Source organism: uncultured Hymenobacter sp. (assembly GCF_964243305.1).
Taxonomy (GTDB): domain Bacteria; phylum Bacteroidota; class Bacteroidia; order Cytophagales; family Hymenobacteraceae; genus Hymenobacter.
In genome coordinates this window covers 1-17,129 of record NZ_CAXTEF010000014.1, presented here as the reverse complement: position 1 = coordinate 17,129, position 17,129 = coordinate 1, and the positions used below count along the sequence as shown (strand labels likewise).

The following is a 17,129-nucleotide window of genomic DNA, read 5'->3' as shown; positions in this document are numbered from 1 at the left end:
TCTTGCCGTGGAAGGTTGGATTTTAAAACTGATTCCGCCTTGGGCCTGCTCATGTCAACTCACTAATAATATATGCTTTCCCGCAAATAGCATACCGCGGAAGCCTACGGAAGGCGGCTGACAACGGATTGGACTGCCGGGTAATGATACCCATATTTTTGGGACCCTTCCCGTTGGCGCTATCTTTACCGGGTGGCCCGACCTTATTTTTAAGCGGCTCTTATTTCGTGATTTAACGTGCACTCACAACAATTTTACCCAAAAGTACCGCCGGGCAGGACTTCGTCTTTGATTGGGCTTATTCGAATCTCCATTTTCGGACGCTGGCTGCTTGGCCTGGGCAGCCTGGGTGGCAGCCTGCTGCTGGCCGGGGGCTGCCAGCCCGGCGCCGACGCCGAACTGGATATGCGCCGGCCCACCCGGCCGGCGCCGGGCGTGGTGCCGGTGCGGGTGGTGCGCCGCGCCGAAGGCGCTTACGAGCTGCAGCGCGGGGGCCGGCCCTACCTGATAAAGGGCGCGGCGGGCGTGCAGCGCCTGAACCTGATTAAGGCCACGGGCGGCAACTCCGTCCGCCTCTACACGGCCAACTACGCCGACGTGCTCATGGACGAGGCCCAGCGCCAGGGCATCACGGTCATGTTCGGGCTGTGGATGAAGCCGCCCTACGAGAAGTTCGACTACTACGACCCCAAGGCCGTGGCCGAGCAGCAGCAGGAAGTATACCGCCACGTCATCCGCTACCGCAACCACCCCGCCCTGCTGATGTGGAACCTGGGCAACGAGCTGGACAACCGCTCCGGTGATTTCAAGGTGTACCAGGTGGTGAACGAGACGGTGCAGATGATTCATCAGCTCGACCCCTACCACCCCGTCACGACTACCGTCACCGACGGCGTCTACGCCATTCCCGCCATCGCCCGCCTCTGCCCCGACCTGGACGTGCTCACGGTCAATATCTTCAACAAGCTGCCCGAGCTGCCCGAGCGGCTGGCCGGGGCCGGCTGGCCGGGGCCCTACATCATCGGCGAGTTCGGGGGGCGCGGCTGGTGGGAAGCGCCACTGACCGGCTGGGACGCGCCCCTAGATGAGAGCAGCTCGGCCAAGGCCGCCTTTATGGCCAAAGGCTACCAGGCGACGGTGGTCAATGACCGTCAGCGCTGCCTCGGCTCCTACATGCTCTACTGGGGCAACCGCTTCGAGCAGACCGACATGTGGCTGAGCATGTTCGGGCACGGTGGCGAGAAAACGCCCCTGGTGGATATGATTCAATACTTGTGGACCGGCCAGCTGGCCGCCAATCGCGCCCCGGACGTGGGCACCATCCGGCTGGCTAGCAAGACTGACACCCAAAACGTGGTGCTGCGCCCAGCCACCAATTATCCCATTGCCATCAGTGCCCGCGACCCCGACGGCGACCCGCTCCGGGTGGAGTGGCGGGTGACCCGCGACGTGGATGAGTTTCATACCCTGCCCCAGAACCGCACCGCTCCCGAAACCATCGCCGGCGCCATCCACTCGGCCCAGGGGCTCCGGGCTCAGGTGCGCACGCCCACCGTCCGCGGCGCCTACCGTCTGCTGGTGGGCGTGTATGACGGGCAGGGCAGCGTCACCAACCATAGCCTGCCCTTCTTTGTGGGCACCCCCGACCACCCTGAAAAAGGGGTTCATATGGCCACCTTCCGGCGCGATTAGCCTTTTGGCGCGTCGGCCGGCGGCAGTCCGCTGCTTTCCCTACCCTCCCCTTCCGCCATGAAGCGCCAGCCCATCCGCTCTACGTCCCTCAAAGCCGTGGGCTACGACCCCGCCACGCTGACGCTGGAGTTGGAGCACCGTAGCGGGCGCATCACGCGCTACGCCAATGTGAGCGAGGCCACTTATCAGGGGCTGCTGGCGGCGCCGAACAAGGCCTTGTTTGTGCAGCAGGTGCTGGGCTAAAGCTTGAGCCGCGCGGCTTTTTGCTGATTCCCTACCCCCCCGTGCAACCCCAAAGCCAGCAGCCCGGTCAGGACCCAAAAGCCCGAAGCACCGGATGGCCTCCGGCCGGCTTGCGGGCTTGCTCACCCTTTAGCTGCCAGCCTCATGCTCCGAACCCGACTCCTTCCCTACCTGCTCAGCCTGCTGCTGCTGCCGGCGCTGCTGGCCTGCGCCGACCATGACGAGGCCCAGCCCAGCATCGGCTACTACGATGCCTACGCGCCGCGCCTGATGGCGCGGGCCACGCTGGAAGCATCGGTGGCCGCGCTCCCGCCCCAGCCCATGCGCCAGACCGGCAAGATTTACGTGCGCGGGCCTTACCTGTTCATCAATGAGCAGTATGAGGGCATCCACGTCATTGATAATCGCAACCCGGCCCTGCCGCACCCGGTGAGCTTTTTGCGCATTCCCGGCAACATCGACCTGGCCGTGAAGGGCAACCTGCTCTACGCCGACAACGGCCCCGACCTGGTAGCCATCGACATCAGCAACCCCGAAGCCGTGAAGGTGAGTGGCCGGGTGCGCGACGCCTTCCGCGAGCTGCCCGCCCCGGCCTGGCAGCCCGTCACCGATGCCGGCCAGCCCGCTAACCGGCCCCTGAACACGGTGGTTGTGGGGTGGCAGAAAGTGCAGGTCGCCTACGATAGGCAGCAGTACGGAGGCTGGGGCTGCTTCGACAGAGGCGGCGTCTTCCTCGCCAACGCCACTTCGCCCAGCCTGGCCGCGGCTTTCTCGGTCGCGCCGGCGGGCGCCACGGGCAAGGCCGGCTCGATGGCCCGGTTTGCGGTGCTGGGCGACAACCTCTATGCCGTAGACGACCAGAGCCTGCGCCTCTTCGACCTGCGCACCCCCGCGCAGCCCATCGCCGGAGCCAAGCTACCCTTGCAGTTTGGCGTCGAAACCATCTTTCCCAAGGACCACTACCTGTTTCTGGGCACCCAGCGCGGCATGTACATTTTTGACGTGGCCCAGCCCCAGGCACCGGCGCAAGTGGCCTATTATCAGCACGTGGTGAGCTGCGACCCCGTGGTGGTGGACGACCGCTACGCCTACGTGACACTGCGCAACGGCCGCGCCTGCGGCGGCGGCCCCAACGAACTCCAGGTGATTGACCTGACCACGCTCAGCCAGCCCAGGCTCGCCCGCTCCTACCCCCTGACCGGTCCGCAAGGCCTGGGAGTGGATGGCAACCGGCTTTTCGTGTGCGACGCCAACGGGCTGAAGGTGTTCGACACCAGCCAGGCGCCCCTGCTCACGCCGCAGCAGTCGTTCCCGGTTAAGGTGGTGGATGTGATTCCTGATGGCGGCACGCTGCTGGCCATCGGGGCCGAGGGCCTTTACTAGTACAGCTACACCGGCGCCACGCTCCAGCCGCTGAGCCTGCTGCCCATCACGCCCCTGCCCTGATGCGGCGCGCTATTTCCCGGCCGAACTGCCACCAGGGCCACGGCGTAAGCCAGTCACTGCTGCTCCTGGCCCTGTCCCTACCCCTGTCCCCGGCTGCCCAAGGGCAGGAGGCGCCCGGCCAGCGCGCGCCGCTGCTGCTGAAAATAACCCCGCAGTATGTGGTAGTAAGCGGCTATTGGCTGGAAGTCGAGCGCAGCTGGCGCCAGCATCCGGGCCAGAGCTTCACCCTCACGCCGCAGCTCTACGCCGGCCCCGCCGGCCACCCGGATGCGGCGACGCCCTACTACCAGTCGGCCTTGACGCCGGAGCGCCGCGTGCGCGGCGCCGGCCTGCAAGCACAGCACCGCATCTACCTGAAGACCGGCCCCGCCGCGACTTATCCGACCGGACTGTATGCCAGCTACGGGGTCAGTTTTCAGCACTTCGCGGTTTCGTACGCGGGGCAAGGCTGGCAGGAAGTGCAAGACCCCAACGGCCTGCCCTACCTCGAACTCCGTCGCAGCCGCCACACCGAAACTACCAGCCGCTACGGCGCGACCGGGCAGGCCGGCTACCAGGTCCCGCTGGGCGCCCGCGTGCTGCTGGATGTGTATGCCGGCCTCGGCTGGCGCACGGGTCAGAGCCGCAGCGAAGCTGGGCCCGTCCGCAGTCAGTACCGCTCCGGCCCCTCCGACTACGGGCACCTGGGGCTCTACTTTCCCGCCGGATTTAAGATTGGGGTAGCGCTGTGAGGGGCCGTAGCATGGACTTGGTAGTCCGCGAACCGAACATCCTGGCAGTTCACTCGCGGGCTATCAAGTCCGCGCTACTGCGCGCCCAGCTCAATCTCACCCCTCAAATACGTCACGGCGTAGCCGCCAATGTCCACCCGCTCGCCGTGCAGGGCGCACCACAGCTCGCCGCCGCGGGCCGAAATCTGGCGGGCCTTGAGCGTAGTTCGGCCCAGCTCTTCGGCCCAGAAGGGGATGAGCGAGCTGTGGGCCGAGCCGGTTACGGGGTCTTCGGGCACGCCCACGCGGGGGCCGAAAAAGCGGGACACGAAATCGGTATCTGCATCGGCGCCGGGCGCCGTGGCGATGATGCCCACGTAGTCGAGGGCCAGCATTTGGGCAAAGTCGGGCTGGATGGCCTGCACTTCGGCTTCGGTGGCAAACACTGCTACCAGGTCGCGCGCGGCCAGCGCCCGCGTGGGCACCGCGCCGCCCAAAGCGGCTTTGAGTTCCGGCGGGGGGGTAGGGAGCGGCTGCGGCGGCCGGCTCGGAAAGTCCAGGGTCAGCCGTCCGTCGGCAGCTTGTCGGCGCACGTGCAGCGGGCCGCTCAGGGTGTGAAAGGTGATGCGCTCACCCCGGAAATCCAGGTGCTGAAACAGCACGTGCGCCGAAGCCAGCGTGGCGTGCCCGCAAAGGTCGATTTCGGCCGTGGGCGTAAACCAGCGCAAATCGAACTCGCCGGGCCGCGCGGCGCTGGGACGGAAGAAAGCCGTTTCGGCCAGGTTATTTTCGGCCGCAATCCGCTGCATCAACTCCGCCGAAATCCACTCACCGGGCGGCAGCGGGCACACCGCGGCGGGGTTGCCCGCAAACGGGCGGCGGGCGAAGGCATCAATCTGGTAGAGGGGCAGGCGCATGTTGAGTTAGGAGTTAGGAGAAATTGAACGTCATGCTGAGCGTAAGCGAAGCATCTTGCCAGGGGAAGTAATTCAATCATTCAGTCACTTGGAGCCGTTCTCAGGTTAGGGTACTGCCTATACAGCAGTTTGGAAACCGCTCCGGATTAGTCAGCAGCCACGCTGCTTTAACTCCGCCAAGCGGACGCCAGAGGAGCATGACGTTCTTCTAACCCAGTTCCCTACCCCCCTCCCCCGGCCTGACCGGAGTGCAAAGATGCGCGGCGCGCAGGCCCGGCTGGCACAACTATTTTTGAGGCCCGTGCAACCGCCCGGCGCGGGTGGCGGTCATGCCGCTACCCGCCTTTTTGCTCGCTTGCCTTTCATGCCGCCTGCCGCGCCTACCGCCGTCTCCGAAACCCTGCTGGCGCGCTGCCGTCGGCACGAGGGAGCGGCGCAGCTTCAGCTCTATAACCAGCTGGCCAGCAGCCTGATGGGCGTGTGCTTGCGCTACTGCCCTTCCCGGGTGGAGGCCGAGGACGCGCTGCAAAATACGTTTGTGAAGATTTTTACCCGTCTCGACCAGTACCGCGGCGACGGTCCGTTTGAGGCCTGGGCCCGGCGCATTGCCGTGCACACGGCCCTGCACGGCACCGAGCAGCACCGGCGGCGCCACGCAGCCACCGCCGGCACCTTCGGCGACCACTCCGAGGAGTTTGCCGCCCGGCTGCCCAGCGCCGAGCCCTCAGCCCTGGACCAGCTGGCCGCCGCCGACCTGCTGGCGCTGCTCCAAACCCTGCCCCCCGGCTACCGCACGGTGCTCAACCTCTACGCCGTGGAGGGCTACGCGCACGCCGAAATCGCGGCGCTGCTGGGCATTTCGGAAGGCACCAGCAAGTCGCAGCTGGCGCGGGCCCGCCACCTGCTGCAGCGGCGCCTGGCCAGCCTGAACGCCTACCCCTGCCACCCCACCGCCGCGTCTTCTCCGCTATGATAGTTATGATATGAGTGACTCTCCCGACAACCCCCATCCGCTCGACGAGGCGCTGCGCCGCCACCTGAGCAGCTACGGCGAAACCCCTAGCCCGCAGGTTTGGGCCAGCGTGCGCGCCCAACTGCCGGGCCAGCCGACGGCCGGGCCAATGCCGCGCTGGCGGCGGCCGGCCCGCCGGCTGAGCTTGCTGCTGGGCCTGCTGCTGGGCCTGCTGCTGAGCCTGGGGGCGGGTGTCTGGCTGTTGACGGACCCGGTGAACCCCCTGGCGCGCCGGCCGGGCCCATTAGCGACTAAGAGGAGCCAACCCACTGATGCCCAGCGCCGCCCACTTCTAGCGACAGCTCAGCCAAATTTAACCGCTGGCTCTAACTCCGGGCAGTCTGACGCTGACTTGGCTACTTCCCTACCCCCTGCTGAGCGCGAAGCCTCACCGGAAGCAGCGCCCGGCGCCCTAACTCACCCGAACAAGCAGCTCCGCGCCGCCAAATCAGCAGCCAAGGCCCCCCTTGGCCAAGCCGGCCTGATGGCCCGCGCCAGGCTCCGGCCGGGCGCACTGGGCCCGCTCACGGCGCCCGGCGACGGCTCAGCTCAGACTGCAAGTCGGGCTGCTCTGAGCACCTTGTCCAAACGCCCTACGCGCCGGCCCGGAAATTCCCCTACCCCCCCAACGCTGCCCGAAGCCGCTGCGTCAGGCAGCGCGGGCCAGCCAGCACCGGAGTCAGACCAGGCCGCTGTGACCGCGCGAACTCTCCGGCCAACAGCGCCCGAAACACCCGGCACCGCCGGGTCCGGGACGCCTAGCCTGGGGCCTGATGATGAGGCTGAGGTAAATGAGGCTGAGCCGCTGCCGACAACACAATCGCCCGCGCAACTGCCCCTCGCGGAGAGGCTGGCCTCCAGGCAGGTAGCAATGCTACAGGCCGGACCGCTGGGCACGCGGCCCGAAGCGTTGGCGCTTCCCCTGGATTCGGCGGGCCCGCCCGCCGCTGCCAAGCGCCGCCGCTGGGCACTGCAAGCGGTGGCCGGCCCCACGCTCAGCTACCGCACCCTGCGCCAGCCCTGGCGCGCGGGCCCGGCCGAGCTGACGCAGCTGGAGCGGCCGGGCCTGGGCTGGGGCGCCCAGGTGCAGCTGCGCCGGGTGCTCAGCGGCCGGTGGGCGCTGGCAGCGGGCCTGGGCTTCCAGCAGTATGCAACCCAGTCGGCACAAGTTGAAAGCTCGTCTAACGTAAGCTACGTAGTCTGGCGGGCCGCCTCAACGGTCGCGCCGCGCCGCGACACCTACAACCTGCTGGTAGCACCGGTGCAGGTGAGCTACGCGCTGGGCAGCTTCGGCCCGCGCTGGCAGGTGGCGGCCGTGGCGGGCATCGAGCCGGGCCGCTACCTGGGCGGGCGCAGCGCTGCCTTTGGCAACGCCAGCGCGCTGGATAATATCTCACCGCCAGCTGCTTCTCCAACCCCCAACGGGATGCCGACCAGCTTCAACTTCGGCCAGCGCACCTACACCGGCGCCGAGACCAGCCCCTACCGCGCCTGGAACCTGGGCCTGAGCCTGGGCCTCGACCTGCGCTACCGGCTGGGGCCGGCTTCGCGCTGGCAGCTGCTGGCACAGCCCACGGTCCGCGGCCTGGTCAGCCCGTTTGCGCAGGCCAATGCTCCTGATTATTCCCGGCGCCCGTTCAGTCTGGGCGGGCTGGCCGGCCTGAGCTGGGACGTGCACTAATAATGGAGGAGTTGAGAATGAGGAATGAAGAATTGTAGCTGAGATAATTCTTCATTCCTCATTCTCAACTCCTCCATTATTAGTGCAGCGCTAAGTCCAGTACTGCACCGGGGCGTGGGGGAAGCGCCGCTGCCACTCGCGCGTAAACCAAGCGCGCATGGCCTTCATCTCGTCGGGCAGATACACGTACTTGGTGCCGCCAAACTTATTGCGCTTCACGGCGCGGGTCGTCTCGTCGAGGTCGAGCTTGGTATTCGGGTACCACTGCAACAGCACATCCTTGGAGCCGGGCGTGAAGCGGTGCGAAATCAGTTCCACGCTCAGGTTGCAGTCAAAATCCAGCGCCGCCTGAATGCGGTCGAGCAGCTCGCCGTAGTGCAGCGGCCAGTCCGGAATGGGCATGATGGGCGCCAGCACCACCCCCACGGGGTAGCCCCCGCCGCCCTCGGCCACGGGCAGCGCCAACTGGCGCATGGCCTGCAAGCGGGCCTCGACCGAAGCCGTGCCCCCCTCCAGCTGCCGGGTCACGGGCTCGGCATTGAGCGAGAAGCGGGCGCGGGTGCGGCCATTATGAGGAGCACCGAGCAAGCTTTCCACGTGGTCGTACTTGCTCACGAAGCGCAACTGGGCGGCCTCGCGCTGCCCGAAGTAGCGCACGGCCTCAGCCAGTGAGCCGGTGAGGTGCTCGATGCCCAGCACATCGGTATAGCAGCTGGCCTCAAAGCTGGTGACGCGGCCGGCCTGCTCGTAAGCCTGGGTGTTCTGGAGCAGCGCGGGCAGGTTGGCGAACACGCGCACCACGGGCGGCCCCGAGAGCGAGCCGGCCAGGTAGCAGTATTGGCAGTGGGCGGGGCAGCCCTCAGCCAGGTTCATCTGCCAGTCGGCCGAGGGGGGGGTAGGCTGGAGGCGCAGGGCGCCGGCGGGGGCCTTCACCACGGCCAGCGTGCTCTTGGCCGTGCGGTAGGTGGCGCGCACGTCGTCGCCCTGCTTGAGGCCGGTCAGGCGGTTGTTCTTCAGAAACTCCACCTCCAAATTCAGGGCCGTGACGCGCTTAAGTATCTGCTGGCCAAACTCCTCATCCAGCGCGTCGGGCGTGAAAAGCACGCGCTTGGGCAGCCAGAGCTTGGCGCCGTGGGTGCGGGGCGCATCGGCCGCCAGCGGGACCGCGGGAGCCGAAAAACTGCCCGGCGCTGGCGCCCCAAACTGGTCGAAGAGCGAGGTTTGGGCCGGGGCGGCGGGGGCATTAAGAACGGGCAAGAGCAGGGTTTCAGTCATGGCCGCTATAACACCGGCAGCGGCGGGATAACTCCCGGGGTGGCGTTTCCGGAGTGAAGTTTTGAAGCTGAAAGTGAGCTGTTTAATCCCAAATTCATTATTAATTTCGGCACCACCTGGCTAGCTCCAAACCAGCCGCCAGCCGCCGCCGTCTTCTGCTCCTCATCGCCTTCAACTAATTCCCTACCCCCTGCCCTGCCTTGCAAGCCGCGGCCCGCAACCCGGCAGCGCGCCGGAGTTCAGTTGCGTAGAAGCCGCTTATGCCCTACCCCCCCGCCGGCCCCGAACCCCTCATCCTCACCCTGGCCCTGGACCCTGAGAGCCAGGCTTTCTTCGACGAGCTGCGCCAGCGGCATTTTCCGCCGCAGCGCAATTTTCTGAGTGCCCACCTCACGCTGTTTCACGCCCTGCCTGGCGCGGCGGAAGCCACCATCAGCGCGTATCTGCAAGCCACGGCCGCCGCCCACGGCCCACTGGCGCTGGCGGTAGCGGGCGTGCAGTTCATGGGCCAGGGCGTGATGTACAAGCTCGAAAGCCCAGACCTGCGCCGCCTGCACAAAACCCTGCAAACCGCCTGGCAAACCGAGTTCGGCTTTGCCCTCTCGGGCCAGGACCGCCAGCCGCTGCACCCGCACATCACGGTGCAAAACAAGGTGACACCCGCCGTAGCCCGCGCCCTGCACGAAGAGTTATCCGCTGGCTTCCAACCATTTACTGCCGGCGGAGTCGCCCTGCGCCTGTGGGCCTACAAGGGCGGGCCGTGGGAGGAGAAAGGCAGCTTTGCGTTTAAACTGTAGAGAAGACCGTCCTGCTGAGCGCGGCGCAGCGGAGTCGAAGCATCTTGGTTGAGGAAGTAATCAATGGAAAAAAGAACGTCATGCTGAGCCCCGCGAAGCATCTCGCTCGCAGCACTAATCCAATCGTTGTTTTCCAGTAATTACTTCCCCTAGCGAGATGTCTCGCAAGCTCGACATGACGGTCTATTAGCTTAATTACTACCCCCGCGAGATGCTGCGCTACCTCAGCAGGACCGCCTTGTTCATTCCCTACCCCCTCCCAAAAATGAAAGCCCTCCTGCTCATCGACGTGCAAAACGACTTCGTGCCGGGCGGCGCGCTGGCCGTGCCCGGTGGGGCCGATATCATCCCGCTGCTCAACGACTTGCAGCCGCGCTTCGACCTTGTGGTGGCTACCCAGGACTGGCACCCGGCCCAGCACGGCAGCTTTGCCAGCCAGCACCCCGGCCGGGCCGTGTTCAGCCAAACCGAGCTGCACGGCCTGCCCCAAACCTTGTGGCCCGACCACTGCGTGCAGAATACGCCCGGCGCGGCGCTGCACCCGGCCCTGGACCTGGCCCGCGTCGAAGCCATCTTCCGCAAGGGCACCGACCCGGAGATAGATTCCTACAGCGGCTTTTTTGACAATGGCCACCGCAAGAGCACCGGCCTGGCCGACTATCTGCGCGGGCGGGGGATAGGCGAGGTGTACGTGGCCGGGCTGGCGGCCGACTACTGCGTCTACTTTTCGGCCAAAGACGCGCAGGCGGCGGGCTTCGCCACGTTTTTTATTGAGGATGCTACCCGCGCCATTGACGCGGCCGGGCTGGCGGCGGCCCTGGCCGACCTGCGCCGGCAAGGCGCGCACGTGGTGCCGAGCAGCGGCATTCTGAGCCCAGCGCAGTAGGAGGTAGCCGCCAGTACAGCGAATAGCGCAGCAAAACACTATCGTGCGGTACTGATTAGTCAGCTTAAAAAAACACTTCGGTGGTCTGGATGAATTCGTAGATAAGGCCCAGCAGGCCGGCATCGGGAGTGGTGGGGGTTGGCGGCGGCAGGTGGGCCGGGTCGAGGTAGCCGGTCACGCTGCTGAAGCTGAAGCTGGCAGCCACGGGCGCGGCAAAGCCCATGCTCCAGTCGGCGAACAGGCGCCGGGCAATGGGGCCGTCGCTGAGCACAGTCAGGGAGTAGTGGCGCTGGTCGCGGGCAATGCGCCGGTAGATGGCGCGCACGGCGGCTTCCGGCCCTTCGAGCACTTGCAAAAATTGCAGCTGCTGGTAGAGCAGGATGCCGGTGATGTCGCGCTGCTCGTTGCGCTGACGCGAGCCGCGCAGCAGCTCGGCCAGGGTGGCGGCGGACAGCTCGACCGGCGCCGAGCTGCTATAAACCAGGTGATGCAGCGGAAGTCCGGTGGGCGAGAGGTAGTTGTTAGCTATCATGCTCGCAAATATGCAGTTTTTTGCGAGTACCACTACCGCCCTTCTGCCAAGCCTAACCTGTGCCCGGTCAATGCGCCCACGAGCCAGTCCAGCGGCCCCCGGCCCTACCCTCCCCGGCCTAGCCGAGGGGGGGTAGGGCCCGGCCCTGGCAGCCAGCTGGCTCAGCTTTTATACACCGGCTCCTGAGGCCGGGTGCTCACAAACTCGTGCAGCATGTTGAGCAGGTAAGGGCTGGCGGTGGGGGCGTGGTGGCGCAGGCAGGGCCAGTTGCGGGGGTTGAAGTAGCTAGCGGGCAGCGGTTGCAGCGCCTCGGGCCGGTCGGCCACAAACCCCATGTGCCACTCCGGGAAGGTGCGCCGCGCCGCCACGCCGTCGCTGAGCAGCAGCACGTTGTGGTGGCGGGCGTCGGCCTGGATGCGCTCGTACAGCGTCCGCACGGCCGGCGCCGGGCCCTCGAGCACGGCCACAAACTGACTGGCGTGGTAGAGCAGCAGGCCGGTGATGTGGTGGCGCAGATTGTAGGCGCGGGCCTTGTAAAGCAGGTCGACTAACTCACTGTCGGTCAGCTCGACCTGAACAGTACTGCAGAAAACCAAGTGATGTAGAGTTGTTACCATAGTGGGCAGATAGAGTAGATTCGGGGGGCTAATGTAGAGCTTAAATCCGCAGTAGTAAGCATAAAACGGCTCTTGTATCCTGTTTGTACTCTACTAGGTATTTGCATACGTAGCCCCGTTAGCTACCCTTTTCCGGCGCCAGCCGTATCCGACAGCGCTTTCTTCTCGTGTCTTTTTTGTTTTTCGCCATGACTCCTTTTTCTGATTCTGCCAAGCCCGGCGTCGATGTGGTCCTCATCGGGGCCGGTATCATGAGTGCCACGCTGGGCGTGCTGCTCAAAACCCTGGACCCGAATCTGAGCATCGCCATCTACGAGCGCCTCGACCAGGTGGCGGCCGAAAGCTCCGACGCCTGGAACAACGCCGGCACCGGCCACTCGGCCTTCTGCGAGCTGAACTACACGCCCGAGCTGCCCGACGGGCGCATTGAGATAAAAAAGGCCATTGCCATTGCCGAGCAGTTCGAGCAGAGCAAGCAGTTCTGGGCTTTTCTGGTCGAGCAGGGCATTTTGCCCGACCCTGATTTCATTCGGCCCATTCCGCACATGAGCTTCGTGTGGGGCCCCGAAAACGTGGACTACCTGCGCCGACGCCACGCCGCGCTCACGGCCTCGCCGTTGTTTGCGGGCATGGCCTTCACCACCGACCCGCAGCAGCTGGCCCAGTGGATTCCGCTGGTGATGGACGGCCGCGACCCGGCCCAGCCCGTGGCCGCCACGCGCATGGATTTGGGCACGGACGTAAATTTTGGCTCGCTCACGCGCTGCCTGTTTGAGTTCCTGCAACAGCAGCCCGGCGTCGAGTTTCACCTGGCCCACGAAGTCGAAGACTTCCGCCGCAAGAAAGACGGCCGCTGGCGCCTGAAAATCAACAACCTGCACACTACCGAGGTCACCATTCAGCGGGCCCGGTTCGTGTTCATCGGGGCCGGCGGCGGCTCCCTACCCCTGCTCGAAAAGTCGGACATCCCGGAGGCGGCCGGCTTCGGCGGCTTTCCGGTGAGCGGGCAGTGGCTCAAGTGCCGCAACCGCGAAGTCATTGAGCGCCACGACGCCAAGGTCTATGGCAAAGCCAGCGTGGGCTCGCCGCCTATGTCGGTGCCCCACCTCGACACGCGCCAGATTAGCGGGCGCCGCGAGCTGCTGTTCGGGCCCTACGCGGGCTTCAGCACCAAGTTCTTGAAAAAAGGCTCCTACGCCGATTTGTTTAGAAGCATCGAGGTGGGCAACATCCGGCCGCTGCTTTTCGCCGGCGCCCGCAACATTCCGCTCACCCGCTACCTCATCGGGCAGGTGCTGCAAAGCCCCGAAGACCGCATCGCCGCCCTGCGCGAGTACCTGCCCGAAGCCCGCCCCGAGGACTGGGAGCTGGCCACGGCCGGCCAGCGGGTGCAGGTCATCAAGAAAGACAAGAAGGAAGGCGGCGTGCTGGAGTTCGGCACCGAGATGGTGACGGCCGCCGACGGCTCCATCGCCGCCTTGCTCGGCGCCTCACCCGGCGCCTCCACCGCCGTGAGCATCATGCTGAATCTGGTGCAGAAGTGCTTCCCGGAGCAGAGCGCCACGCCGGAGTGGCAGGCCCGGTTCCGGGAGATGATACCCTCGTTTGGGCAAAAGCTGAACGAGCAGCCGGCACTGGTGGAAAGCGTGCGGACCCGCACGAGCCAGGTGCTGGATTTGCAAGCGGAGGTGGGGTAGGAAAACGGCCCCTAAAAGTTCAGCCCCTACCCCTTCTCCGGCGAAGAGGGGGTAGGGGCTGAACTTTTAGGGGCTGGCCACCGCACGACAGCCGTTCCGCTCTACTGCCCATCGGGCTTACGAACCGGAATCTCGCCGCGCTTAATACGCGCCGCGATGCGCTTGCTGGTGCGCTCATAGTCAGCTTGGTCTTTAAAGGCGCCTTCCCGGAACAGAATCGCTTCGGGGCGGGCGGCAGACGGCGGCACGTGCACGTGGCGCACGGGTGAGCCCTCGGGCGCTACCGTCCGCGCAGAATGCGCCACCGGCTGGCCCGGTGCGGCCGGCACAAACTGCCCCAGCTGGGCTACGTGAGGCCGCCCACTGCCTGGATACTGAGGCGTGTCCTTGGAAGTAGGTTGTCGAGAAGTGGCCATGCTAATGAAAACGTCAGGGAGTGAATAATGCCAGGTAACCGGGATTCCGACTCTTATAGCAAGTTAGCACTACGCAACGTGGCGGCCAGCGGCCAGTTCGGGAACCAGGAAAACGTAGAACTCATATACCACGCCGCGGTAGGTAGTCAGGCAGATGTGAAGATAGGGCCGGCGCCCACCACGACCCACTTTGGGCACGATATAGCGGGCGCGCTGAAGGATGCGCGCGATGGTCGTGTGGTCAACGCCGTGGCTGGGGTCGGCGAAGTTTTCCAGCACGTGCTGCGCATACTGGCTTGTCCAGTAGATTTCGTAGCGCTGCCCCTCGTGCGTGATGTTATGGTATTATTGAATTCCATTCGGGTGTTTCCAGGCGGGCAAGCTACGCAAAGGGCGGGCAACCTCTTTACCTTGCGCGCCCTATCTATGAACCCGTTATGGCCAAGAAATACCAGGTTTTTATCAGCTCCACGTTTGAGGACCTTAAAGAGCAGCGCGACGCGGTCGTGAAGGCCGTGCTGCAACTCGGCCACCTGCCCGTGGGCATGGAGATGTTCAACGCCGGCGACCAAACTCAGTGGGAAACCATCAAAAGTTACATCGATAGCTCCGACTACTACCTGGTCGTGCTGGCGCACCGCTACGGCTCGGTAGACGCCAACGGCATCAGCTACACCGAAAAAGAATACGACTACGCTGGGGAACAGGGTATCCCACGTTTGGGCTTCGTAATTGAGAAGGACGCAACATGGCCAGCAGACCAAGTAGAAGCGAAAGCCAAGAAGAAACTTGACGCCTTTAAAAGCAAAGTCGGCAGCACCCGTGTCATTAATTTTTGGAACACGACTGACAAGTTAATTCACCATGTGACATTTTCGTTGAGTCATGAAATTGCTAGAAACCCCCGCACTGGCTGGGTGCGGGCGACTGAAACGCCCAGTGGTTCTCACCTAGCAGCGCTAGCTGGGTCGGCGATACAAGGCACAAGTGACGACTTTTGCTACTATTGGCCCATCATTCATCCTATCGTTAGAGGAATTGCAAAGCCACGTTTTGAGAACCACTTATATGCTGATGCAGTGGAATCAACTTTTAAGGAAATTACTCACCTAATTAAAGAGGCTTATAAACGAGTTTCCGGCGATACCCGAGAACGTGATGGTGATGATTTGATGCGGAAAGCTTTCAGTTGTGAACGAGACAATAACACACATGTTCTTTTGCGCGCTCCTATTTTATATTTAACTGACAGAGACCTCGCAACTGATTCAGGATATAGTGTCCAACTAGGATACATGAACTTATTTGCAGGAGCTGTACGTGGAATTCGCAATCCTAAAGCCCATGCAAACATCGTAATTGATGCAGGTGAAGCTTGGGAAATGATTGTTTTAGGCAGTCACTTAATGCGGATGTGGGACAGAGGACAGCAATATGCCCGCTCACTGAGTGCCTAAGTGATTGACAAGTATAGCCTCCCCCTCTACATGCTCCCCCTTTTCGCCCCCGACGCCCTCCCTACCCCCCTCGCCGCCTACGACCCCGCCCTAAGCCTGCCCGACTTCCCGGCCCACCTCGAAAAGCTGCGGCGCTGGCAGCAGAGCATTGCTTCCGGCTACGTGACGACGCAGAAGGAAGAAGCCTTGCAGGCCGAGTTTCTGAACCTCGTGTTTGGGCAGGCGCTGGGCTATGAGTTTGAGCGGCCGGAGTACCGGCAGCTTTTGTTGGAAAAGAAAACCAGCGTCGATGGCACCAAGCCGGATGGCGCGCTCGGCGAGTTTGCCGCCGACCCCAGGGGAGCGCTGGGCGGGCCGGTGCGGGCCGTGGTCGAGCTGAAGGACGCCCGCACCTCGCTCGATGCCAAGCAGAAGCTCGGCGCCAGGGGCCGGGCCGAAACGCCCGTTGAGCAGGCGTTTTCCTACCCCTCCAAGATGGGCGCAAGCTGCCGCTGGGTCGTGGTGAGCAACTTCGTGGAGCTGCGCCTGTATGCGGCCAACGACCAGACCCGCGCCGAAGTCTTCGACCTGCGCACGCTGCCCGACCAGCCCGCCGCCCTGCGCCGCTTCTTCGCCCTGCTCGACGCCCGCCAACTCCTACCCCCACCCGGCCAGCCCGACGCGCCGCTAGACCTGGCCCTACGCCAGCGCCAGGAGCAGGAAGCCCGCATCAGCAAGGAGTTTTACCGCGACTACCGCGCCGCCCGCCGCGCCCTGCTCGACCACCTGATTGAGCAAAACCCCGCCGAGGCGCCGCTGGATTTGCTTCAGCACACCCAGAAGCTGCTCGACAGGGTCATCTTCGTCTGCTTTTGCGAAGACAAGAACATCATCCCGCGCCTCACCTTCCGGCGCCTGCTCAACAACGTGCGCGACAACGTGTATGACCGGGCCGACGACAAGATTTACCGCAGTGTGCGCGGCCTGTTCGACAGCATCGACCGGGGCAACCCGGCCGCCCACATCAACCGCTTCAACGGCGGCCTTTTCGCCCCGGACGATGCCCTCGATGCGCTCATCATCAAGGACCGCACCCTGGAGCCGGTCATCAGCCTCGAAAAATATGACTTCGCTTCCGAGCTGAACGTCAACATCCTCGGCCACATCTTCGAGCAGAGCCTCGCCGACCTCGAAGCCGAGCGCGCCCGCCTGCTGGGCCAGGCCCCGCCCGATGCCCGCCAGGGCAAACGCAAGCAGGACGGCATCTTCTACACGCCCGACTACATCACCCGCTACATCGTGGGGCAGGCCGTGGGCGGCTGGCTGCGCGAGCGCCGCCAGGAAGCCGGCCTCGACGAGCTGCCCGACCTCACCGACGCCGACCGCGCCAGCGTCCGCGTCAACCAAACCACCAAGCGCCTGGCCATCCCTACCCCCCGCGTGCAGCAGCACCTGGCGGCCTGGGAAGCCTACGGCCAGCGCCTGCGCACGGTGCGCGTGCTCGACCCGGCCTGCGGCTCCGGCGCATTCTTGAATGAGGCATTTGGCTATTTGCTGCGCGAGGGGCAGGCCGTGAACGCCGCCCTGGCCGAGCTGCGCGCCGGCCAGTTTGAGGTCTTCGACCTCGACCGCCACATCCTCCAGCACAACCTCTACGGTGTGGACCTGAACCCCGAATCGGTGCAGATAACCCGCCTCAGCCTCTGGCTCCAAACCGCCAACCCCGGCCGCCCCCTCACCGCCCTCGACCACAGCATCCGCTGCGGCAACTC

17 protein-coding genes are annotated in these 17,129 nt (G+C 64.6%); 11 read left to right on the top strand and 6 right to left on the bottom strand.

Going from position 1 to position 17,129, the window contains the following annotated elements; translation table 11 throughout:
• Positions 1 to 288: 288 nt before the first annotated feature.
• From ACFE70_RS10125 to ACFE70_RS10110, 4 genes are all read left to right on the top strand, one after another.
• The gene (locus tag ACFE70_RS10125) at positions 289 to 1,692 is read left to right on the top strand and encodes a glycoside hydrolase family 2 TIM barrel-domain containing protein (protein WP_375417622.1); all 1,404 of its coding nucleotides are present in this window, start codon (positions 289 to 291) and stop codon (positions 1,690 to 1,692) included.
• Positions 1,693 to 1,749: 57 nt separating this feature from the next.
• Positions 1,750 to 1,935, top strand: a complete 186-nt coding sequence (locus ACFE70_RS10120) for a KTSC domain-containing protein (protein WP_375417621.1) — start codon at positions 1,750 to 1,752, stop codon at positions 1,933 to 1,935.
• A gap of 144 nt (positions 1,936 to 2,079) precedes the next feature.
• Positions 2,080 to 3,318 (top strand): LVIVD repeat-containing protein, encoded by a 1,239-nt coding sequence (locus ACFE70_RS10115; RefSeq protein WP_375417620.1) that lies wholly within the window; start codon positions 2,080 to 2,082, stop codon positions 3,316 to 3,318.
• 62 nt (positions 3,319 to 3,380) lie between these two features.
• A complete protein-coding gene (locus tag ACFE70_RS10110; protein WP_375417619.1) occupies positions 3,381 to 4,112 on the top strand; it encodes a hypothetical protein in 732 nt (243 codons plus the stop codon).
• 74 nt (positions 4,113 to 4,186) lie between these two features.
• Here the strand turns inward: ACFE70_RS10110 and ACFE70_RS10105 are convergent, their stop codons facing one another.
• Positions 4,187 to 5,008 carry a PhzF family phenazine biosynthesis protein gene (locus tag ACFE70_RS10105; protein WP_375417618.1) on the bottom strand — a complete coding sequence of 274 codons (822 nt, stop codon included), beginning with the start codon at positions 5,006 to 5,008 and terminating at the stop codon, positions 4,187 to 4,189.
• Between the two features lie 364 nt (positions 5,009 to 5,372).
• On the opposite strand from ACFE70_RS10105, the gene ACFE70_RS10100 reads away from it, so the two are divergent.
• Together ACFE70_RS10100 and ACFE70_RS10095 are read left to right on the top strand one after the other, a co-directional pair.
• Positions 5,373 to 5,981, top strand: coding sequence for an RNA polymerase sigma factor (locus ACFE70_RS10100; RefSeq protein ID WP_375417617.1), 609 nt, complete (start codon positions 5,373 to 5,375; stop codon positions 5,979 to 5,981).
• A gap of 10 nt (positions 5,982 to 5,991) precedes the next feature.
• The gene (locus ACFE70_RS10095) at positions 5,992 to 7,701 is read left to right on the top strand and encodes a hypothetical protein (protein WP_375417616.1); all 1,710 of its coding nucleotides are present in this window, start codon (positions 5,992 to 5,994) and stop codon (positions 7,699 to 7,701) included.
• A gap of 90 nt (positions 7,702 to 7,791) precedes the next feature.
• Here the strand turns inward: ACFE70_RS10095 and ACFE70_RS10090 are convergent, their stop codons facing one another.
• Positions 7,792 to 8,976 carry a spore photoproduct lyase family protein gene (locus ACFE70_RS10090; RefSeq protein ID WP_375417615.1) on the bottom strand — a complete coding sequence of 395 codons (1,185 nt, stop codon included), beginning with the start codon at positions 8,974 to 8,976 and terminating at the stop codon, positions 7,792 to 7,794.
• Positions 8,977 to 9,236: 260 nt separating this feature from the next.
• Between ACFE70_RS10090 and ACFE70_RS10085 the strand changes: the two genes are divergently transcribed.
• Positions 9,237 to 9,773 carry a 2'-5' RNA ligase family protein gene (locus ACFE70_RS10085; RefSeq protein ID WP_375417614.1) on the top strand — a complete coding sequence of 179 codons (537 nt, stop codon included), beginning with the start codon at positions 9,237 to 9,239 and terminating at the stop codon, positions 9,771 to 9,773.
• Positions 9,774 to 10,038: 265 nt separating this feature from the next.
• A complete protein-coding gene (gene pncA / locus ACFE70_RS10080; RefSeq protein ID WP_375417613.1) occupies positions 10,039 to 10,659 on the top strand; it encodes a bifunctional nicotinamidase/pyrazinamidase in 621 nt (206 codons plus the stop codon).
• A gap of 64 nt (positions 10,660 to 10,723) precedes the next feature.
• On the opposite strand, the gene ACFE70_RS10075 is transcribed toward pncA, so the two are convergent.
• Together ACFE70_RS10075 and ACFE70_RS10070 are read right to left on the bottom strand one after the other, a co-directional pair.
• Positions 10,724 to 11,191, bottom strand: coding sequence for a BLUF domain-containing protein (locus ACFE70_RS10075; RefSeq protein WP_375417612.1), 468 nt, complete (start codon positions 11,189 to 11,191; stop codon positions 10,724 to 10,726).
• 161 nt (positions 11,192 to 11,352) lie between these two features.
• The gene (locus ACFE70_RS10070; protein ID WP_375417611.1) at positions 11,353 to 11,808 is read right to left on the bottom strand and encodes a BLUF domain-containing protein; all 456 of its coding nucleotides are present in this window, start codon (positions 11,806 to 11,808) and stop codon (positions 11,353 to 11,355) included.
• A 188-nt stretch (positions 11,809 to 11,996) separates the two neighbouring features.
• Between ACFE70_RS10070 and ACFE70_RS10065 the strand changes: the two genes are divergently transcribed.
• Positions 11,997 to 13,505, top strand: coding sequence for a malate:quinone oxidoreductase (locus ACFE70_RS10065; RefSeq protein ID WP_375417610.1), 1,509 nt, complete (start codon positions 11,997 to 11,999; stop codon positions 13,503 to 13,505).
• 101 nt (positions 13,506 to 13,606) lie between these two features.
• Here ACFE70_RS10065 and ACFE70_RS10060 read toward each other — a convergent pair whose 3' ends face one another.
• Together ACFE70_RS10060 and ACFE70_RS10055 are read right to left on the bottom strand one after the other, a co-directional pair.
• Positions 13,607 to 13,921, bottom strand: a complete 315-nt coding sequence (locus ACFE70_RS10060; RefSeq protein ID WP_375417609.1) for a hypothetical protein — start codon at positions 13,919 to 13,921, stop codon at positions 13,607 to 13,609.
• 69 nt (positions 13,922 to 13,990) lie between these two features.
• Positions 13,991 to 14,200 carry a hypothetical protein gene (locus ACFE70_RS10055; protein ID WP_375417608.1) on the bottom strand — a complete coding sequence of 70 codons (210 nt, stop codon included), beginning with the start codon at positions 14,198 to 14,200 and terminating at the stop codon, positions 13,991 to 13,993.
• A 158-nt stretch (positions 14,201 to 14,358) separates the two neighbouring features.
• Here ACFE70_RS10055 and ACFE70_RS10050 point away from each other — a divergent pair, with 158 nt between their 5' ends.
• A complete protein-coding gene (locus ACFE70_RS10050) occupies positions 14,359 to 15,378 on the top strand; it encodes a DUF4062 domain-containing protein (RefSeq protein WP_375417607.1) in 1,020 nt (339 codons plus the stop codon).
• 30 nt (positions 15,379 to 15,408) lie between these two features.
• On the top strand, positions 15,409 to 17,129 hold a 1,721-nt coding region (locus ACFE70_RS10045; RefSeq protein WP_375417606.1), incomplete at its 3' end, for a DNA methyltransferase.